17 protein-coding genes are annotated in these 18,779 nt (G+C 60.4%); 15 read left to right on the forward strand and 2 right to left on the reverse strand.

Annotated elements, in window-relative coordinates:
- Positions 1-92: 92 nt before the first annotated feature.
- Positions 93-1,757 carry an electron transfer flavoprotein-ubiquinone oxidoreductase gene (locus ACI7M0_RS08550; protein WP_003254233.1) on the reverse strand — a complete coding sequence of 555 codons (1,665 nt, stop codon included), beginning with the start codon at positions 1,755-1,757 and terminating at the stop codon, positions 93-95.
- Positions 1,758-2,310: 553 nt separating this feature from the next.
- Here ACI7M0_RS08550 and ACI7M0_RS08555 point away from each other — a divergent pair.
- The 10 genes from ACI7M0_RS08555 to ACI7M0_RS08600 all read left to right on the forward strand — a co-directional run bounded on the left by ACI7M0_RS08555 (position 2,311) and on the right by ACI7M0_RS08600 (position 10,740).
- On the forward strand, positions 2,311-3,060 hold the full coding sequence (locus ACI7M0_RS08555) for an electron transfer flavoprotein subunit beta/FixA family protein (RefSeq protein ID WP_003254232.1): 750 nt from the start codon (positions 2,311-2,313) through the stop codon (positions 3,058-3,060).
- Positions 3,061-3,990: an electron transfer flavoprotein subunit alpha/FixB family protein gene (locus ACI7M0_RS08560; protein WP_010954958.1), complete on the forward strand. Its 930-nt coding sequence runs from the start codon at positions 3,061-3,063 to the stop codon at positions 3,988-3,990.
- A 75-nt stretch (positions 3,991-4,065) separates the two neighbouring features.
- Positions 4,066-4,887, forward strand: a complete 822-nt coding sequence (locus tag ACI7M0_RS08565; RefSeq protein ID WP_104961117.1) for an ABC transporter substrate-binding protein — start codon at positions 4,066-4,068, stop codon at positions 4,885-4,887.
- 9 nt (positions 4,888-4,896) lie between these two features.
- A complete protein-coding gene (locus tag ACI7M0_RS08570; protein WP_010954956.1) occupies positions 4,897-5,250 on the forward strand; it encodes a DUF4398 domain-containing protein in 354 nt (117 codons plus the stop codon).
- Positions 5,247-6,059: an OmpA family protein gene (locus ACI7M0_RS08575; protein ID WP_010954955.1), complete on the forward strand. Its 813-nt coding sequence runs from the start codon at positions 5,247-5,249 to the stop codon at positions 6,057-6,059. Before ACI7M0_RS08570 ends, ACI7M0_RS08575 begins: the two co-directional genes overlap by 4 nt.
- Before the next feature lie 171 nt (positions 6,060-6,230).
- Complete coding sequence (locus tag ACI7M0_RS08580) at positions 6,231-7,673, forward strand: PLP-dependent aminotransferase family protein (protein ID WP_003254223.1); 1,443 nt, start codon at positions 6,231-6,233, stop codon at positions 7,671-7,673.
- 64 nt (positions 7,674-7,737) lie between these two features.
- A complete protein-coding gene (locus ACI7M0_RS08585; RefSeq protein WP_129933750.1) occupies positions 7,738-8,172 on the forward strand; it encodes a hypothetical protein in 435 nt (144 codons plus the stop codon).
- A 129-nt stretch (positions 8,173-8,301) separates the two neighbouring features.
- Entirely contained in the window at positions 8,302-8,556 is a 255-nt protein-coding gene (locus ACI7M0_RS08590) for a YkgJ family cysteine cluster protein (protein WP_019437847.1), read from the forward strand.
- A 33-nt stretch (positions 8,557-8,589) separates the two neighbouring features.
- On the forward strand, positions 8,590-9,195 hold the full coding sequence (locus ACI7M0_RS08595; protein ID WP_043195569.1) for an START domain-containing protein: 606 nt from the start codon (positions 8,590-8,592) through the stop codon (positions 9,193-9,195).
- Between the two features lie 234 nt (positions 9,196-9,429).
- On the forward strand, positions 9,430-10,740 hold the full coding sequence (locus tag ACI7M0_RS08600; RefSeq protein WP_104960600.1) for an IS4 family transposase: 1,311 nt from the start codon (positions 9,430-9,432) through the stop codon (positions 10,738-10,740).
- Between the two features lie 69 nt (positions 10,741-10,809).
- On the opposite strand, the gene gltA is transcribed toward ACI7M0_RS08600, so the two are convergent.
- A complete protein-coding gene (gene gltA / locus ACI7M0_RS08605; protein WP_003254218.1) occupies positions 10,810-12,099 on the reverse strand; it encodes a citrate synthase in 1,290 nt (429 codons plus the stop codon).
- A 352-nt stretch (positions 12,100-12,451) separates the two neighbouring features.
- Between gltA and sdhC the strand changes: the two genes are divergently transcribed.
- The 5 genes from sdhC (at position 12,452) to ACI7M0_RS08630 (ending at position 18,770) form a co-directional block, all read left to right on the forward strand.
- The gene (gene sdhC / locus ACI7M0_RS08610) at positions 12,452-12,838 is read left to right on the forward strand and encodes a succinate dehydrogenase, cytochrome b556 subunit (protein WP_008091902.1); all 387 of its coding nucleotides are present in this window, start codon (positions 12,452-12,454) and stop codon (positions 12,836-12,838) included.
- Positions 12,832-13,200 carry a succinate dehydrogenase, hydrophobic membrane anchor protein gene (gene sdhD, locus ACI7M0_RS08615; protein WP_003254214.1) on the forward strand — a complete coding sequence of 123 codons (369 nt, stop codon included), beginning with the start codon at positions 12,832-12,834 and terminating at the stop codon, positions 13,198-13,200. The genes sdhC and sdhD overlap by 7 nt, the downstream gene beginning before the upstream one ends.
- A gap of 3 nt (positions 13,201-13,203) precedes the next feature.
- Positions 13,204-14,976 (forward strand): succinate dehydrogenase flavoprotein subunit, encoded by a 1,773-nt coding sequence (gene sdhA, locus ACI7M0_RS08620; protein ID WP_003254213.1) that lies wholly within the window; start codon positions 13,204-13,206, stop codon positions 14,974-14,976.
- Positions 14,977-14,987: 11 nt separating this feature from the next.
- Entirely contained in the window at positions 14,988-15,692 is a 705-nt protein-coding gene (locus ACI7M0_RS08625) for a succinate dehydrogenase iron-sulfur subunit (RefSeq protein ID WP_003254212.1), read from the forward strand.
- Positions 15,693-15,938: 246 nt separating this feature from the next.
- Positions 15,939-18,770, forward strand: coding sequence for a 2-oxoglutarate dehydrogenase E1 component (locus tag ACI7M0_RS08630; protein WP_003254210.1), 2,832 nt, complete (start codon positions 15,939-15,941; stop codon positions 18,768-18,770).
- Positions 18,771-18,779: the final 9 nt, after the last annotated feature.

The following is an 18,779-nucleotide window of genomic DNA, read 5'->3' on the forward strand; positions in this document are numbered from 1 at the left end:
CCAAATGACACTGTCTGTAGGCGCGGATAGCCAACAAAAAGCCCCCGGCCCATAAGGACCGGGGGCTTTTTGTTGCCGCAAGGGCAGGGGCCTTACATGTTCGGGTAGTTCGGCCCGCCAGCGCCTTCAGGGGTGACCCAGGTGATGTTCTGGGCCGGGTCTTTGATGTCGCAGGTCTTGCAGTGCACGCAGTTCTGCGCGTTGATCTGGAAACGCTTGTTGCCGTCTTCTTGGGTGACCACCTCGTACACGCCGGCCGGGCAGTAGCGCTGGGCTGGCTCGTCGTACAGCGGCAGGTTGCTGGCGATCGGTACGCTCGGATCGGTCAGCTTCAGGTGGCAGGGTTGTTCCTCTTCGTGGTTGGTGCTGGAGAGGAATACCGAGCTGAGCTTGTCGAAGCTGAGCTTGCCGTCCGGTTTCGGGTAGTCGATCTTTTTCGAATCGGCGGCCAGCTTGAGGCAGGCATAGTCCGGCTTGGTGTCGTGCAGGGTGAACGGCAGCTTGCCACCGAACCAGTTCTGGTCGACATAGTTGAACGCCGCGCCCAGCAGCGGGCCGAACTTGTGCATGGCCGGGCCGAAGTTGCGGCTGGCGAACAGTTCTTCGTACAGCCAGCTGGCCTTGAAGGCGCTGACATAGCTGTTCAATTGATCGCCGCCTTCGCTGCCGGCGATCAATGCGTCGGCCACTGCTTCGGCTGCGAGCATGCCGGACTTCATCGCGGTATGGCTGCCCTTGATCTTGGCCACGTTCATGGTGCCCAGGTCGCAACCGATCAGCGCGCCACCATTGAAGACCATTTTCGGCAGCGAGTTGATGCCGCCCTTGGCCAAGGCGCGGGCGCCGTAGCTGATGCGCTTGCCGCCTTCGAGGTACTGGCTGATCACCGGGTGGTGCTTGAGCCGCTGGAATTCGTCGAACGGCGACAGGTAGGGGTTGGCATAGGACAGGTCGACGATCAGGCCGACCACCACCTGGTTGTTTTCCAGGTGATAGAGGAACGAGCCACCGGTGTTTTCCTTGGCCACCACGTCCAGCGGCCAGCCGGCGGTGTGCACCACCAGGCCCTGTTCGTGCTTGGCCGGGTCGATTTCCCAGATTTCCTTCAGGCCGATGCCGTAGTGCTGGACGTCGGACTCGCTGTCGAGGTTGAAGCGCTTGATCAGCTGCTTGCCGATGTGGCCACGGCAGCCTTCGGCGAACAGGGTGTACTTGGCGCGCAGTTCCATGCCCGGGGTGTACAGGCCATCCTTGGGGTTGCCTTCACGGTCGACACCGAGGTCGCCGGTGACGATGCCGCGGACCACGCCGTTGTCGTCGAACAGCGCTTCCTGGGCGGCGAAGCCCGGGTAGATCTCAACGCCGAGGTTCTCGGCCTGCTGGGCCAGCCAGCGGCACAGGTTGCCCAGCGAGATGATGTAGTTGCCATGGTTGTGCATGGTCTTGGGCACGAACAGGTCAGGCACCTTGGTCGCGCTGCCGGCATCCTTGAGCACGTAGATGTCGTCGCGCTTCACTTCGGTGTTCAGCGGTGCGCCGAGCGCTTTCCAGTCGGGGAACAGCTCGTTCAGGGCGCGGGGCTCGAACACTGCGCCAGAGAGGATGTGGGCGCCGACTTCAGAGCCTTTCTCCACCACGCAGACGCTGATTTCGCTACCGGCTTCGGCGGCCTTCTGCTTCAGGCGGCAGGCGGCGGACAGGCCCGCCGGGCCGGCGCCGACGATGACCACGTCGAATTCCATGTATTCGCGTTCCACTGGTTCTCTCCTACTGATCAAGGCTCGTGCTGTTGCTTTGTCTTATGGGTGCGGGGCATTCGCAGCGGTTCTACGCAACGGCGGAACTGTAGCTGGGCAAATGACGGACTACACCGTTTTGTCTTGGCCGCGCATTATATCTACACCACTTGGCGGGTCCAATACAAACGTTTGTTTGAATTTGCCGCAGGCCAGTAAAATCACAGGAACGCGGCTGGAGGGTGACCGATTTGCCGTATTGACCGGAATGGGTGTTACGGTCAAGATACGAGCGGTTTTACGTTCGCCGTAGGCTTGCAGCCGGGCGCAGGTACACCTCTAAAGACCAGGTGTGGAGCAGGGTTTTGCGGGCTTAGGCCGGTTTGTAGTGGAGTTTACACGCCACGACAGGAAATGACCCGTGAGGATTTGTCGCAAGAGTCCGAACAAGACTGTTTGGTCACTGTGAAGATGCTGCCTCCCGATACGTTTTTAGAGGTGCCCTTGTACCCACGCGCATCGCTGGGCTCTGCCCCAGGCGACTATCTATTCACCGGAGAGTAACGAGGAATCCATGAAGGTTCTTGTAGCTGTCAAACGAGTGGTCGACTACAACGTCAAGGTTCGCGTCAAAGCGGACAACTCCGGCGTCGACCTTGCTAACGTCAAGATGTCCATGAACCCCTTCTGCGAAATCGCCGTGGAAGAAGCCGTACGCCTGAAGGAAAAAGGCGTTGCGACCGAGATCGTCGTGGTTTCCGTCGGCCCGACCACCGCTCAGGAGCAACTGCGTACTGCCCTGGCCCTGGGGGCCGACCGTGCCATCCTGGTAGAAGCCGCTGACGAACTGAACTCCCTGGCCGTGGCCAAGGCGCTGAAGGCCGTTGTCGACAAGGAGCAGCCGCAGCTGGTCATCCTCGGCAAGCAGGCCATCGACAGTGACAACAACCAGACCGGCCAGATGCTGGCCGCGCTGACTGGCTTCGCCCAGGGTACCTTTGCGTCCAAGGTCGAAGTCGCTGGCGACAAGCTGAATGTCACCCGTGAAATCGATGGCGGCCTGCAGACCGTTGCACTGAACCTGCCCGCGATCGTCACCACCGACCTGCGCCTGAACGAGCCACGCTACGCGTCGCTGCCGAACATCATGAAGGCCAAGAAGAAGCCACTGGAGACTGTTACTCCAGACGCACTGGGCGTTTCCCTCGCCTCCACCAACAAGACCGTGAAGGTTGAAGCCCCGGCTGCCCGCAGCGCGGGCATCAAGGTCAAATCGGTGGCCGAACTGGTCGAGAAGCTGAAGAACGAAGCGAAGGTAATCTAAATGACTATCCTGGTTGTCGCTGAATACGAGGCCGGCGCCGTAGCCCCGGCCACCCTGAACACTGTCGCTGCAGCCGCCAAGATCGGTGGTGATGTGCACGTCCTGGTCGCTGGCCAGAACGTCGGTGGCGTTGCCGAATCCGCTGCCAAGATCGCCGGCGTTGCCAAGGTGCTGGTGGCTGATAACGCCGCCTACGCCCACGTCCTGCCGGAAAACGTCGCGCCGCTGATCGTCGAGCTGGCCAAGGGTTACAGCCACGTGCTGGCCCCGGCTACCACCAATGGCAAGAACATCCTGCCGCGCGTTGCCGCGCTGCTGGACGTGGACCAGATCTCCGAGATCATCTCGGTCGAGTCCGCCGACACCTTCAAGCGCCCGATCTACGCGGGTAACGCCATTGCCACCGTGCAATCGAGCGCGGCCATCAAGGTGATCACCGTGCGTACCACCGGCTTCGACGCCGTGGCCGCCGAAGGTGGTTCGGCTGCCGTCGAGGCTGTTGGCGCTGCGCACAACGCCGGTATTTCGGCTTTCGTTGGCGAAGAGCTGGCCAAGTCAGACCGCCCAGAGCTGACTGCAGCCAAGATCGTCGTTTCCGGCGGCCGTGGCATGGGCAACGGTGACAACTTCAAACACCTGTACAGCCTGGCCGACAAGCTCGGCGCTGCGGTTGGTGCTTCGCGCGCCGCAGTCGACGCAGGCTTCGTGCCGAACGACATGCAGGTCGGCCAGACCGGCAAGATCGTTGCGCCACAGCTGTACATCGCCGTCGGTATCTCCGGCGCGATCCAGCACCTGGCCGGCATGAAAGACTCCAAAGTGATCGTGGCGATCAACAAGGACGAAGAAGCGCCGATCTTCCAGGTGGCCGACTACGGCCTGGTCGCTGACCTGTTCGAAGCGGTTCCGGAGCTGGAAAAGCTGGTCTGATCCGCCTGCTTCACTTATAAAGAACCCGGCCCTCGTTTTGAGGGTCGGGTTTTTTTATGGCTTGAGGGGTGAGGGATGAGGTTGCGCGGAACGGGCAGGGTGCTGGCATGTGTGGCGCTGTTGGTGTCACCACTGGCCATGGCCGCAGGCAAGTGCGAGCGCCTGGTGGCGACCGGTAGCCCAGATGCGCCGCCCTATTCGTGGCAAGACCCGAAAGACCCCGGGCACCTGATTGGCGCCAACGTCGACCTGTTGCGCCAGGTGGCTGGCGAACTGGGTGTGAAGGTCGAGGTGCTGAGTGCCGGTCGCCGTGATCAGGCGCTGGAAGAGGTGCGCAGTGGGCGCATGGACCTGCTGCTCGACACCCCCTTGCAGGTGGAGCAACTGACCGCGCTGGACTACATCCATCCGCCGTTGCAGCTCAATGAGTACCTGGTGTGGACCCGCCATGATGCAGCGGTGACCTTTGATGGCCCGGCCGATCTGGCCAGATACCAGGGCAGTTTGTCCGAGCGTGCACGCCTGACCCCGGCCTTTACTGCGTTCGCCAAGGCCCAGCTCAAGCTGGTGCCGGCGCAAAACCTGACCCAGGCCTTTCAGAAACTGGTACTCGGCCAGGTGGACTATGTGCTGGCTGGCCGTTACTCCGGTATGGCCATGGCCCAGAGCCTGGGCATGAGCAATGACCTGATAGCCCGCGGCTTGCCGGTGGACAGGCCGGGCCTGTACCTGGCGCTGTCGCACAACTCGGCGTGCAATGACAGCTGGTTGCGTGGGCAATTGGCAAAAAAACTGACAGAATTGCCGATCTCTGGTGCATCCGAAGCTGTGCTGCAACGAAATGTCGAGCGCTGGAAAGCGCAGATGCAGGTACCGGCGGACGCCCCCAAACACTAGGAAGATTGCGTGAGAACCCAACCACTAATCCTTGCCCTGGCCGTGCTCGGCCTAGCTGGCTGCGCCAATGATCCGGCCCCTGAAGAGCAGATGCGCATTTCCGAACAGGCACTGGACCAGGCCAAGGCCGTCGGCGCCACTGAGCAGGTCGAAACGCTGAAACTGGCTGAAGACAAGTTGGCCCGCGCCAAGTCCAACATGCTTACCCAGGACTACCGCGATGCGCGCATGCGCGCTGAGCAAGCCGAGCTGGATGCGCGCCTGGCCGAGGCCCAGGTGCTGAACCAGAAGAGCGAAGAGCAGCTGCAGGTGCTGCAGTCGCGGGTCAAGCGCTTGCGCAAGCAACTGGAGGTGCAGCCATGATCCGTCGTACGCCTTTGGCTGCACTGGCATTGCTGGCGCTGACGGCAGGTTTGCAAGGTTGCGCCAGCCAGCGCAGCAGTGCCGCGCTGGATGAGGCCACCGTCGCCTTCCAGGGGGTCAAAGATGATTCCGATGTGCTGCGCAGCGCGCCGCGTGACGTGATTCGGGCGGGTGAGTCGCTGGCTCGCGCCGAGCGCCTGTCCAGTTACATCGGCACCGGTTCCGATGTGCGGCATTATGCTTACCTCAGCCAGCGCTACAGCGAGATTGCCCGCGAGCATGCCAAGCTGGCGCTGAACCAGGAGCGCCAGGCCAAGCTCGACCTGGAGCGCCAGCGCCTGCAACTGGCCTTGCGTGAGGCCAAACTGGCCAGCGTGCAGCAGCAGGGCAAGTGGGTCGAGTCGCAGATTGCCGCGTTGGCTTCGGAGCAGGCCGACCGTGGCTTGGTGATGACCTTGGGCGATGTGCTGTTCGATACCGGCAGTGCCGACCTGAAGAACTCGGCCAGCCGGACTGTGCTCAAGCTGGTGCAGTTCCTGCAGCTCAACCCGCGCCGGGTAGTGCGTATCGAGGGCTATACCGACAGTACTGGCGCGGGCGAGGAGAATCTCAAGCTGTCGCGCGACCGGGCGCAGTCCGTGGCCGACATGCTTGTGGACCTGGGCATCGACGAAAAGCGCCTGCAGGTTGAAGGCTATGGCGACCAGTACCCGATCGAGGCCAATGCTTCGGAGCGGGGCAGGGCGCAGAACCGTCGGGTGGAGATCGTATTCTCCGATGACAAGGGTCGGCTCGCGCCAGCGCGCTGAGTCTTGTCGAAACGGGCCGCTTTGCGGCCCGTTTTATGTCGGATTAATCGTTTCGATAGCGGTCACGCTGTTGTATTGTCGACTACGTTGCAATCTGTCCCAGTACACTTTGCAACTGTTACGGTATCCTCTACCGTCAGTGACCCGTACAAGAACAACGAGCATGTCGACATGACCAACCTGCTGCTGTACCAGCGTATCGCCCAGCAACTGGCCGATGATATCCGTCGCGGTGTCTACCAGCCAGGCGAGCGGGTACCCTCCGTGCGCAAGATGAGCGCCCAGCTCAATGTCAGCCATGCCACGGTGTTGCAGGCCTATGCCAATCTCGAGGACCAGGGGCTTATCCGGGCGCGGCCGCAGTCTGGCTATTACGTGCACCAGACCCCTGCCTTGACCGCGCAAACCCCGGACATCGCTCGGGTGGAGCGCCCGGGCCTGGTCACGCGCGCCAGCATCATCCAGCAGGTGCTGACTGAGGCGCGCCGCGATGGTGTGTTCCCGTTTGGCGCTGCTGTACCGCATGTCGACTACCTGCCAGTGCGCGCCCTGCATCAGCAAATCGCCAAGGTGACGCGCTTCCATAGCCCGCGCGCCTTCAGCTACATGTTCAGCCCCGGTTTCGAGCCGCTGCGCCGACAGATCGCCATACGCATGCGCGATGCCGGCGTGCTGGTCGACCCGCGCGAAGTGATCGTGACCCATGGGTGTGTCGATGCCCTGCAGATGTCGCTGCGGGTGCTGACCCGCCCAGGTGACCTGATCGCCGCCGAGTCACCGACCTATTACGGCTTGCTGCAGCTGGCTGACCTGCTGGGTTTGAAAGTGATCGAAATCCCCAGTGACCCGTCCACCGGTATCAGCCTCGAAGCCTTGCAACTGGCGGCTAACCAATGGTCGATCAAGGCGCTGGTGCTCACTGCGCGCTTGAGCAACCCGCTGGGCGGCACCGTTCCCGAAGAGCGGCAAAAGCAATTGCTGCGCCTGGCCTCGGACTTCGATATCCAGATCATCGAGGATGACATCTACGGTGAGCTGATGTTCGAGCAAGGCAAGACCAAGGCGCTGAAGGCGTTCGACCGGCTGGACCGGGTGATCTACTGTTCGAGCTTCTCCAAGACCCTGTCCCCTGGCGTGCGGGTGGGGTGGATGATCGCCGGGCGTTACCAGGACGAAATTCAGCGCCTGCAGACTTTTACCACCCACTCGGCCTGTAGCGTGACGCAGATGGGCGTGGCAGCCTACCTGGAAAATGGCGGCTACGACCGGCATCTGCGCTACATACGCCAGGAGTATCGCAAGAACCTCAGTGCCTATCAGTTGGCAGTGCAGCAGCACTTCCCCGAGGGTACCCAGATGACCCGGCCGACAGGCGGCTTCATCCTCTGGGTGAGCCTGCCCGGTCGGGTCAATACCCAGGAGCTGCATGTGCGCGCGCTGGAGCAGGGCATCAGTATTGCACCAGGACTGATATTCAGTAACACAGAGCAGTTCAACCACTGTGTCCGACTCAATTGCGGCATACCTTGGAATAAAGAGGCCGAGCGGGCTGTGATTACGCTCGGTTTGCTGGCGCAGCAGTTGTGCAGGGAGACTGCGGTCACGCTGTTGTAAGGCTTGCAAGCCGCCTGTGGAACAGGGAGCATAGGCATTTTTCCTGCCAGTCTGTCCATTTGCCATGAACGCTTCGCGCTGCTTTGTCCTGATCGTGTGCCTTCTGACGTTCTGCTGCCCGGTCGTCCCTGCCTTGGCTGCGCAACCGGCAAACCAGGCTCAAACAGCTCAGGGTAAGCACGTGCCAAAAAAGGCGACTGCCAAGACTGCACACAAGCCGGTCAGCAAAGCCGTTGCCAAGCCCTTGCCCATGACAAATCTGGACCTCAGCCTGCCAGTCGAGATGGTCGACAACCTTGAGCCGAATGTGGGCACGCCTTCGCCAATCCAGCGGCGCAAACCTTTGTTGCCGCCCATGTTCACAGAAAAGCCAGAGACCAATGACAGTCCGTATCAGCTCAATGGCCGGCTGATCAACAACGAAATGCAGCTGCAACTGCGCAATGACAGCCGTCATGACGTGGAAGGAGCTGCCATCGATTTCGAGTATCGCCAATAGGCGGGAACTGACTGCCAGGTCACAGCAGATTTCATCGTGCCAGCAATTTCAAACGACTGTTTGAGCGGTTACTATCCAGGGACGTTCGTCCCGTTTTGTTCCAGGGAGTCCTGATTTTGGTGAATAGCCATGCAATGCCGTGAGGGCTGTGGTGCCTGCTGCATCGCCCCGTCCATCACTTCTGCGATGCCGCGAATGCCCAATGGCAAGCCGGCGGGTGAGCGCTGCCTGCACCTGACTGCGGCCAACCTTTGCGACCTGTTCGGCAAGCCTGAGCGGCCGGCGGTGTGCGGTGGTTTCAAGGCAGATGTCGAGGTGTGCGGCAGTGATCGTGACGAGGCAATCAGGATTCTTGGCTGGTGGGAGCAGATGACGGCGGCGTGACAGGCTGGATCTTCGACAACAAGGATAAACATGATGAGATCGTTCAAGCGTATTGCACTGCTGTGTGGTGTGGGTGTTCTGCTGTCGCCTGTGGCCTGGGCTGAAAACTGGCAAGTGGCCAAGGACGAGGAGGGCATCAAGGTGTCCCTCAGTGAGGTGGCCGGGTCCAAGTACAAGGCCTATCGCGGTGTGACCGTGATCAAGGCGCCGCTGGCCAAGGTCGAGGCGCTGCAGGAGGACGTGTCCGGGGCTTGTGCCTGGATTCACGAATGCAAGTCGCAGAAGCTGCTCAAGCACGAAGGTGACCAGAGCTGGACCTATACCCAGTTCAATACGCCATGGCCGGTGACGCCGCGTGATTCCGTGCTGCACATTACGACCGTCAAGGAGGCGGATGGCAGCCTGACCCGTAACCTGAAAGAAGAGCCGACTTACCTGCCGGAAGAGAAGGGTTTTGTTCGGGTGGCAAAAGTCGACGGCTTCTGGAAGCTGGTGCCCAAGGGTGACAGCACTGAAGTGACCTACCAGGTGCACACCGAGCCAGGTGGTAGCGTGCCGGCGATGGTGGCCAACAAGTTTGTGGTCGATGCGCCGTTCAATACCCTGAAAGGGCTGCGCGAGCGGGCGGAGAAAAACTGAGGTTTTGTGGTGTCTGTGCCGGCCTCTTCGCGGGCTTGCCCGCTCCCACAGGTACAGCGCAGCCCTCGAGATCTGTGCAGTACCTGTGGGAGCGGGCAAGCCCGCGAAGAGGCCGGTACAGGACAAATAAAAAAGGCTGCCCGAGGGCTAATGCCAGTCAGTTAAGACTGACGCATTGACCTTTAGCCCATAGGCCGCAAAATCCGATGCTTGGAAACGAGCATCGGATTTTTTATGCGCCTGTCAAAAGCCCTGTCCCTCACTCATGAAATGGCATCGCGGCCACATGCCCTCGAAGGGCTTGGAGCCTTGCTTGATCCAGACATTGTGAAACAGGCCTTCGAAACGGCAGGCGTCTCGACTATACGCAAGCGCCGGTTGCCGTTGGAAAGCCTGGTCTGGTGCATCATCGGCATGGCGTTGTTCCGCCGGATGTCGGCTTGGGATGTCGTGAATCACATGGACATCATGCTGCCGGGCAAGCGACCGCTGGTGGCGCCCAGCGCTGTTGTTCAGGGACGGCAACGGCTGGGTAGCGAAGCGGTTCGCGAGGTGTTTTCGCTCACCCAGCAGCGATGGCATGCAGAAGTCCAACACCCTCAATGGTTGGGGTTAACGCTTTTGGGTGTGGATGGCGTCGTCTGGAATACCCCCGACACCGCAGAAAATCGGGCGTGCTACGGCGGCGCGACCAATCAGCATGGCGATGGCAGTTACCCTCAAGTCCGAATGGTCTGCCAGATGGAACTGACTAGCCATCTGCTGATAAGCAGTACTTTCGAGAGCTATCACAGTAGCGAAATGAAGCTGGCCGAACAGTTGATCGCTACCACGCCTGATCACTCGCTGACCCTGTTCGATAAAGGTTTCTACTCGTTGGGTTTGCTGCATCACTGGCAATCACAAGGCGAGCAGCGTCATTGGCTTATTCCTTTGAAGAAGGGTAGCCAGTACGAAGTCGAGCACAAGCTTGGGCGCAACGATGCCGTAGTCATTCTGCGCACCTCGCCACAAGCCCGTAAGCAATGGCCCGGCCTGCCGCTGGAGACTCGAGCACGGCTGTTAAGCAAGACGATTAAAGGCAAGGTGGTGAGCGTACTGACCTCAATGGTCGATCCGCTGCGTTTCCCGGGTGATGAGATCGTCGACCTTTACAGTCAGCGTTGGGAAATCGAACTGGGATATCGAGAGATCAAGCAAGGGCTTTTAGGTGGTGAATATACGCTGAGAAGCAAGACGCCGGAGATGATTGCGCAAGAGCTATGGGGCGTACTGCTGGGCTACAACCTGTTGCGTTATCAGATGGTGCAAATGTCTCGACAGTGCCCTGGTGTGTACCCATGCGAGATGAGTTTTACTGCCTGTAGCTGGGCAATACTGGGCTTGCTGCATGGCACATCCTTGAACCACCCCGGAAATTTGCCGGGATTTTTGTCGGATCTGCAGGCTTCGGCGGCACAATATGTCTTGCCACATCGACGGCCTGACCGATGGTTTCCGCGAACGGTGAAGCAACGTCCAGCGAAGTACCCCACCCGAAAATGAAAAATGCCAGTCAGCTTAACTGACTGGCATTAGCCCGAGGGCAGCCTTTTTGCGTTCGGCTAGCAACGCTTATTTGCGGTCTTTCAGGGCAACGATGTCGCGCTTCTGCTCGCCGGTGTACAGCTGGCGCGGACGGCCGATCTTGTACGGGCTGGAGAGCATTTCTTTCCAGTGCGAGATCCAGCCCACGGTACGTGCCAGGGCGAAGATCACGGTGAACATGCTGGTCGGAATGCCGATCGCCTTGAGGATGATCCCCGAGTAGAAGTCGACGTTCGGGTACAGCGAGCGCTCGATGAAGTAAGGATCGGTCAGGGCGATCTCTTCCAGGCGCATGGCCAGTTCCAGCTGCGGGTCGTTCTTGATGCCCAGCTCGCGCAGGACTTCGTCGCAGGTCTGCTTCATCACGGTGGCGCGCGGGTCGCGGTTCTTGTACACGCGGTGACCGAAGCCCATCAGCTTGAACGGGTCGTTCTTGTCCTTGGCCTTGGCGATGAATTTGTCGATGTTCGAGACATCGCCGATTTCATCCAGCATGGTCAGTACGGCTTCGTTCGCACCGCCGTGGGCCGGGCCCCACAGTGCGGCGATACCAGCGGCGATACAGGCGAACGGGTTGGCACCCGACGAGCCTGCCAGACGAACGGTGGAGGTGGAGGCGTTCTGCTCGTGGTCGGCGTGGAGGATGAAGATCCGGTCCATTGCCTTGGCCAGCACCGGGCTGATCGGTTTGATCTCGCACGGGGTGTTGAACATCATGTGCAGGAAGTTTTCCGCGTACGACAGGTCGTTGCGCGGGTACATCATCGGCTGGCCCATGGAGTACTTGTAAACCATCGCAGCCAGGGTCGGCATCTTGGCGACCAGGCGCACCGCGGAGATTTCGCGGTGTTGCGGGTTATTGATATCCAGGGAGTCGTGATAGAACGCCGACAGGGCGCCGACTACGCCGCACATCACCGCCATCGGGTGAGCGTCGCGACGGAAGCCGTTGAAGAAGGACTTCAGCTGCTCGTGAACCATGGTGTGGTTCTTGACGGTGCTGACGAACTGGGCCTTCTGCTCGGCATTCGGCAGTTCGCCATTGAGCAGCAGGTAGCAGGTTTCGAGGTAGTCGGATTGTTCGGCGAGTTGCTCGATCGGGTAGCCGCGGTGCAGCAGGATACCTTTGTCGCCGTCAATATAGGTGATCTTCGACTCGCACGAGGCAGTCGCCATGAAACCTGGGTCGAAGGTGAAGTGACCAGTGGCCCCTAACCCGCGGACGTCGATTACATCAGGACCAACGGTGCCGGTTAAAATGGGCAGCTCGACGGGGGCAGCGCCCTCGATGACCAACTGCGCTTTTTTGTCAGCCATGTGGCCTCCTATTAATGCTTGAAATCATCAGACAGACCCCCCACGCAGGGCCCGCACCACTATAGAGGGATAAATTCAGATGTCAATTTGCCTAAAGGCTTGTTGAATCAGGCATTCAAGCCTGATTTTTCCCGAAATTCTCGCCCATTTACGCCTTTTGTTCATTAAAGGCAATGCGCTATTTGGGCTACCCCGTCACGTTGTCATAAGCAGCCTAACTGTCTATACTCGGCACCCGACCGCCAGGGGCTTGCAAGCCCGAACTGCTGGGGGTCGCCGTTCCCTGGGTGGTGGGTACCTGACCAGTACACTTACCAACAACTTTGCCCTGATTCGCTAGGGGCTCTTCAGTGTGAAAAAAGCCGTGAAAAGCCAACGACCTGTAAACCTAGACCTAAGGACCATCAAGCTCCCCGTCACTGCGTACACGTCCATCCTGCACCGTATCTCCGGCGTCATCCTGTTCATCGGCCTTGCCATCATGCTTTATGCACTGGGCAAGTCGCTGGGTTCCGAGGAAGGCTTCGGTGAGGTGAAGGCGTGTCTGACCAGCCCGCTGGCCAAGTTCGTGACCTGGGGCCTGCTGTCCGCCCTGCTTTATCACCTCGTGGCAGGTGTTCGTCACCTGATCATGGACATGGGTATCGGTGAGACGCTGGAAGGCGGCAAGCTGGGCTCGAAAATCGTGATCGTCATCTCCGTGGTGCTGATCGTTCTGGTGGGAGTTTGGGTATGGTAACCAATGTCACGAACCTGTCGCGTTCGGGCCTCTATGACTGGATGGCGCAGCGCGTTTCTGCGGTCGTTCTCGCGGCTTACTTCCTCTTCCTGATCGGCTACGTGGTCGCCCACCCAGGCATCGACTACACCCAGTGGCATGGTCTGTTCTCCAACAACGCGATGCGGATCTTCAGTCTGCTGGCCCTCGTTGCCCTGGGCGCTCACGCCTGGGTCGGCATGTGGACCATTGCAACCGACTACCTGACGCCTATGTCGTTCGGCAAGTCGGCAACTGCGATTCGTTTCCTGTTCCAGGCGGTATGCGGCGTTGCGATGTTCGCTTACTTCGTCTGGGGTGTGCAGATTCTCTGGGGTATCTGATCAATGGCTAGCATTCCAACCATTTCCTTCGACGCCATCATCATCGGTGGCGGCGGCGCCGGCATGCGCGCAGCGCTGCAACTGGCTCAAGGCGGCCACAAGACTGCCGTAGTCACCAAGGTCTTCCCGACCCGTTCGCACACTGTATCCGCCCAGGGCGGCATCACCTGCGCCATCGCTTCGGCCGACCCGAACGACGACTGGCGCTGGCACATGTACGATACCGTCAAGGGTTCCGACTACATCGGCGACCAGGACGCTATCGAATACATGTGTCAGGAAGGCCCGGCTGCGGTCTTCGAACTGGATCACATGGGTCTGCCGTTCTCGCGCACCGAAACCGGCCGCATCTATCAGCGCCCGTTCGGTGGTCAGTCCAAGGACTTCGGTAAAGGTGGCCAGGCCGCCCGTACCTGTGCCGCTTCCGACCGTACCGGTCACGCGCTGCTGCACACCCTGTACCAGGGCAACCTGAAAGCGGGCACCACGTTCCTCAACGAGTACTACGCAGTTGACCTGGTGAAGAACCAGGACGGCGCATTCGTGGGTGTGATCGCCATCTGCATCGAAACCGGCGAAACCCTGTACATCAAGTCCAAGGCCACCGTGCTGGCCACTGGCGGTGCGGGCCGTATCTACGCGTCCACCACCAACGCCCTGATCAACACCGGTGACGGTATCGGCATGGCCCTGCGTGCAGGCGTGCCGGTGCAGGACATCGAAATGTGGCAGTTCCACCCGACCGGTATCGCCGGCGCCGGTGTACTGGTCACCGAGGGTTGCCGCGGTGAAGGTGGCTACCTGATCAACGCCCACGGCGAGCGCTTCATGGAGCGTTACGCGCCGAACGCCAAAGACCTGGCCGGCCGCGACGTGGTTGCCCGTTCCATGGTCAAGGAAATCATCGCCGGCAACGGCGTGGGCCCGAACAAGGACCACGTACTGCTGAAGCTGGACCACCTGGGCGAGGAAGTGCTGCACAGCCGCCTGCCAGGTATCTGCGAACTGTCCAAGACCTTCGCCCACGTCGACCCTGTGGTCGCGCCGGTGCCGGTCGTGCCGACCTGCCACTACATGATGGGCGGCGTTGCCACCAACATTCATGGCCAGGCCATCACCATGGACGCCGACGGCCAGGATCACATCATCCCGGGCCTGTTCGCCGTAGGTGAAGTGGCGTGCGTATCGGTTCACGGTGCCAACCGCCTGGGCGGCAACTCGCTGCTCGACCTGGTGGTGTTCGGCCGTGCTGCCGGCCTGCACCTGGAGAAGGCGCTGAGCGAAGGCGTGGAATACCGCGACGCCAGCGACACCGACGTCGATGTTGCCCTGAACCGCCTGAACAAGCTCAACGAGCGTACCAGCGGTGAAGACGTTGCCAGCCTGAAGCGCGAGCTGCAGAGCTGCATGCAGAACTACTTCGGTGTATTCCGTACTGGCGAATACATGCAGAAGGGTATCGAGCAGCTGGCCGGTCTGCGTGACCGTATCGCCAACGTCAAGATCAACGACAAGTCCCAGGCCTTCAACACCGCGCGTATCGAAGCGCTGGAGCTGCAGAACCTGCTGGAAGTCGCCGAAGCTACTGCCATCGCGGCCGAAGCCCGTAAAGAGTCCCGCGGCGCTCACGCCCGTGAAGACTTCGAAGACCGTGACGACGAAAACTGGCTGTGCCACACCCTGTACTACCCGGGTGAGAAGCGCGTTGCCAAGCGCGGCGTCAACTTTGCGCCGAAGACTGTTCCAGCCTTCGAACCAAAAGTCCGGACTTACTAAGGGTGGCTGCTATGTTGAAAGTCGAAGTTTATCGTTACAACCCGGACACCGACTCGGCGCCAAAAATGGAGTCGTTCGACGTCGATACCGGCGGCAAGGACCTGATGGTGCTGGATGTATTGGCACTGATCAAGGAAAAGGACGAGGGTTTCTCGTACCGTCGCTCCTGCCGTGAAGGCGTTTGCGGTTCCGATGGCATGAACATGAACGGCAAGAACGGCCTGGCCTGCATCACCCCGCTGTCGGCGGTGGTGAAAGGCGGCAAGCTGGTTCTGCGTCCTCTGCCAGGCCTGCCGGTCATTCGTGACCTGGTGGTCGATATGAGCATCTTCTACAAGCAGTACGAGAAGGTGAAGCCGTTCCTGCAGAACGACACCCCGGCCCCGGCCATCGAGCGCCTGCAGTCGCCGGAAGACCGTGACAAGCTGGACGGCCTGTACGAGTGCATCCTGTGCGCTTGCTGCTCGACTTCCTGCCCGTCGTTCTGGTGGAACCCGGACAAGTTCCTGGGCCCGGCAGCATTGCTGCAAGCCTACCGCTTCCTTGCCGACAGCCGCGATACCAAGACTCAGGAGCGCCTGGCGTCCCTGGATGACCCGTTCAGCGTATTCCGCTGCCGCGGGATCATGAACTGCGTAAACGTTTGCCCGAAAGGTCTGAACCCGACCAAGGCAATCGGTCACGTACGTAACATGCTGCTGCAAAGCGGCACCTGATACAAAGCGTTGTACCTGCAGTAAGCCGAGGTGCGGGTGGTGAGCCCGCACTGAGGTAAAACCCGAACAAGGGCCCACAAAGCCCGCGTTCATTACCTATGAAGATATGAGACCAGCAGGGGCTTTCCGGGCTGGTACCCGGAAAATCAGCAGGATCCAGGTGGCGTGGTTCAGTCGCTGTTTTCGGACTTTTCCAGGTTTGCTGTGGCTCTCGCCGATCAGTCCCCTAATCGAGGGTGACCAAGCATGCAAGAAAGCGTGATGCAGCGCATGTGGGATAGCGCCCACCTTTCAGGTGGTAACGCTGCATATGTGGAAGAGCTCTACGAGCTCTACCTGCACGACCCTAACGCTGTGCCAGAAGAGTGGCGCACTTACTTCCAGAAGTTGCCAGCCGACGGCAGCACCGCTACTGATGTATCGCACTCGACAATCCGCGACCATTTCGTACTGCTGGCAAAGAACCAGCGCCGCGCCCAACCGGTTTCCGCCGGGAGCGTGAGCAGTGAACACGAGAAGAAGCAGGTTGAAGTTCTGCGACTGATCCAGGCCTATCGTATGCGCGGCCATCAGGCTGCCAAGCTCGACCCGTTGGGGTTGTGGCAGCGCCCTGCGCCCGTAGACCTGTCGATCAATCACTACGGCTTGACCAATGCCGATCTTGATACGACCTTCCGTGCCGGCGACCTGTTCATCGGCAAAGAGGAGGCGAGCCTACGCGACATCTTCGATGCACTCCAGAAGACATATTGTCGCACCATTGGCGCCGAATTCACCCACATCGTCGATTCCGAGCAGCGCAGCTGGTTCCAGCAGCGCCTGGAAAGCGTGCGCGGCCGTCCGGAGTTTTCCGCTGACGTGCAGGCCCACCTGCTCGAGCGCGTGACCGCCGGTGAGGGCCTGGAAAAGTACCTGGGCACCAAGTACCCGGGCACCAAGCGTTTCGGCCTTGAAGGCGGCGAGAGCCTGATTCCGATGCTGGATGAAATGATCCAGCGTTCCGGTTCTTACGGCGCCAAGGAGGTCGTGATCGGCATGGCCCACCGTGGCCGTCTGAACGTGCTGGTGAACACCTTCGGCAAGAACCCGCGCGAGCTGTTCGACGAGTTCGAAGGCAAGAAGATGAACGAGCTGGGCTCCGGTGACGTGAAGTATCACCAGGGCTTCTCCTCGAACGTGATGACCCCGGGTGGCGAAGTGCACCTGGCCATGGCGTTCAACCCGTCCCACCTGGAAATCGTTTCGCCGGTGGTCGAGGGTTCGGTGCGCGCCCGTCAGGACCGCCGCAACGATACCGTTGGCGACAAGGTGCTGCCGATCTCGATCCACGGCGACGCTGCGTTCGCTGGCCAGGGCGTGGTCATGGAAACCTTCCAGATGTCGCAGACCCGCGGTTTCAAGACCGGCGGTACCGTGCACATCGTGATCAACAACCAGGTTGGTTTCACCATCAGCAACCCGCTGGATGCGCGCTCCACCGAGTACGCGACCGACGTTGCCAAGATGATCCAGGCACCGATCCTGCACGTGAACGGCGATGACCCGGAAGCCGTGCTGTTCGTCACCCAGCTGGCCATCGACTACCGCATGCAGTTCAAGCGTGACGTGGTCATCGACCTGGTCTGCTACCGTCGCCGTGGCCACAACGAGGCTGACGAGCCTAACGGCACCCAGCCGCTGATGTACCAGCAAATCAGCAAGCAGCGCACTACCCGTGAGCTGTATGCCGAGCAGCTGATCCAGGCCGGTCGCATCGACGCCGAGCGCGCTCAGGCCAAGATCGACGAGTACCGCAACGCGCTGGACAATGGCCTGCACGTGGTAAAAAGCCTGGTCAAGGAGCCGAACCGCGAGCTGTTCGTCGACTGGCGTCCGTACCTGGGCCATGCCTGGACCGCGCGTCACGATACCCGTTTCGACCTCAAGACCCTGCAGGATCTGTCGGCCAAGCTGCTCGAGCTGCCGGAAGGTTTCGTGGTCCAGCGTCAGGTGTCGAAGATCTACGAAGACCGTCAGAAGATGCAGGCCGGTGGCTTGCCGATCAACTGGGGTTATGCAGAGACCATGGCTTACGCCACCCTGCAGTTCGAAGGTCACCCGATCCGCATGACCGGCCAGGACATCGGCCGTGGCACCTTCTCGCACCGTCACGCGGTGCTGCACAACCAGAAGGACGCCAGCACCTACATTCCGTTGCAGAACCTGTTCCCAGGCCAGCCACGTTTCGATCTGTACGATTCGTTCCTGTCCGAGGAGGCGGTACTGGCCTTCGAATACGGCTACTCCACCACCATGCCGAACGCGCTGGTGATCTGGGAAGCCCAGTTCGGCGACTTCGCCAACGGTGCGCAAGTGGTGATCGACCAGTTCATCACCAGTGGTGAGCACAAGTGGGGCCGTCTGTGTGGCCTGACCATGCTGCTGCCACACGGCTATGAAGGGCAGGGGCCGGAGCACTCCTCCGCGCGTCTGGAGCGTTACCTGCAGCTGTGCGCCGAGCACAACATCCAGGTCTGCGTACCGACGACGCCGGCACAGATTTACCACCTGCTGCGTCGCCAGGTCATTCGCCCGCTGCGCAAGCCGCTGGTAGTCCTGACGCCGAAGTCGCTGCTGCGCCACAAGCTGGCCATCTCGACCCTGGAAGACCTGGCAGAAGGCTCGTTCCAGACCGTGATCCCGGAAATCGACGCAATCGATCCGGCCAAGGTCGAGCGTCTGGTGCTGTGCAGCGGCAAGGTCTACTACGACCTGCTGGAAAAACGCCGTGCCGAAGGCCGCGAAGACATTGCCATCCTGCGTATCGAGCAGCTGTATCCGTTCCCTGAGGACGATCTGGTCGAAATCCTCGCCCCTTACACCAACCTCAAGCATGCGGTCTGGTGTCAGGAAGAGCCGATGAACCAGGGCGCCTGGTACAGCAGCCAGCACCACATGCGCCGTATCCTGGGCCGCCACAACAAGGCACTGGTCCTGGAATACGCCGGTCGCGACGCTTCTGCCGCGCCAGCCTGTGGTTACGCTTCGAAGCACGCCGAACAGCAGGAAAAACTGCTGCAAGACGCCTTCACTGTCTAACGCCTTCGC

The sequence above is a fragment of the Pseudomonas sp. 10(2024) genome, from assembly GCF_045164175.1.
Classification (GTDB): Bacteria; Pseudomonadota; Gammaproteobacteria; order Pseudomonadales; family Pseudomonadaceae; genus Aquipseudomonas; species Aquipseudomonas alloputida.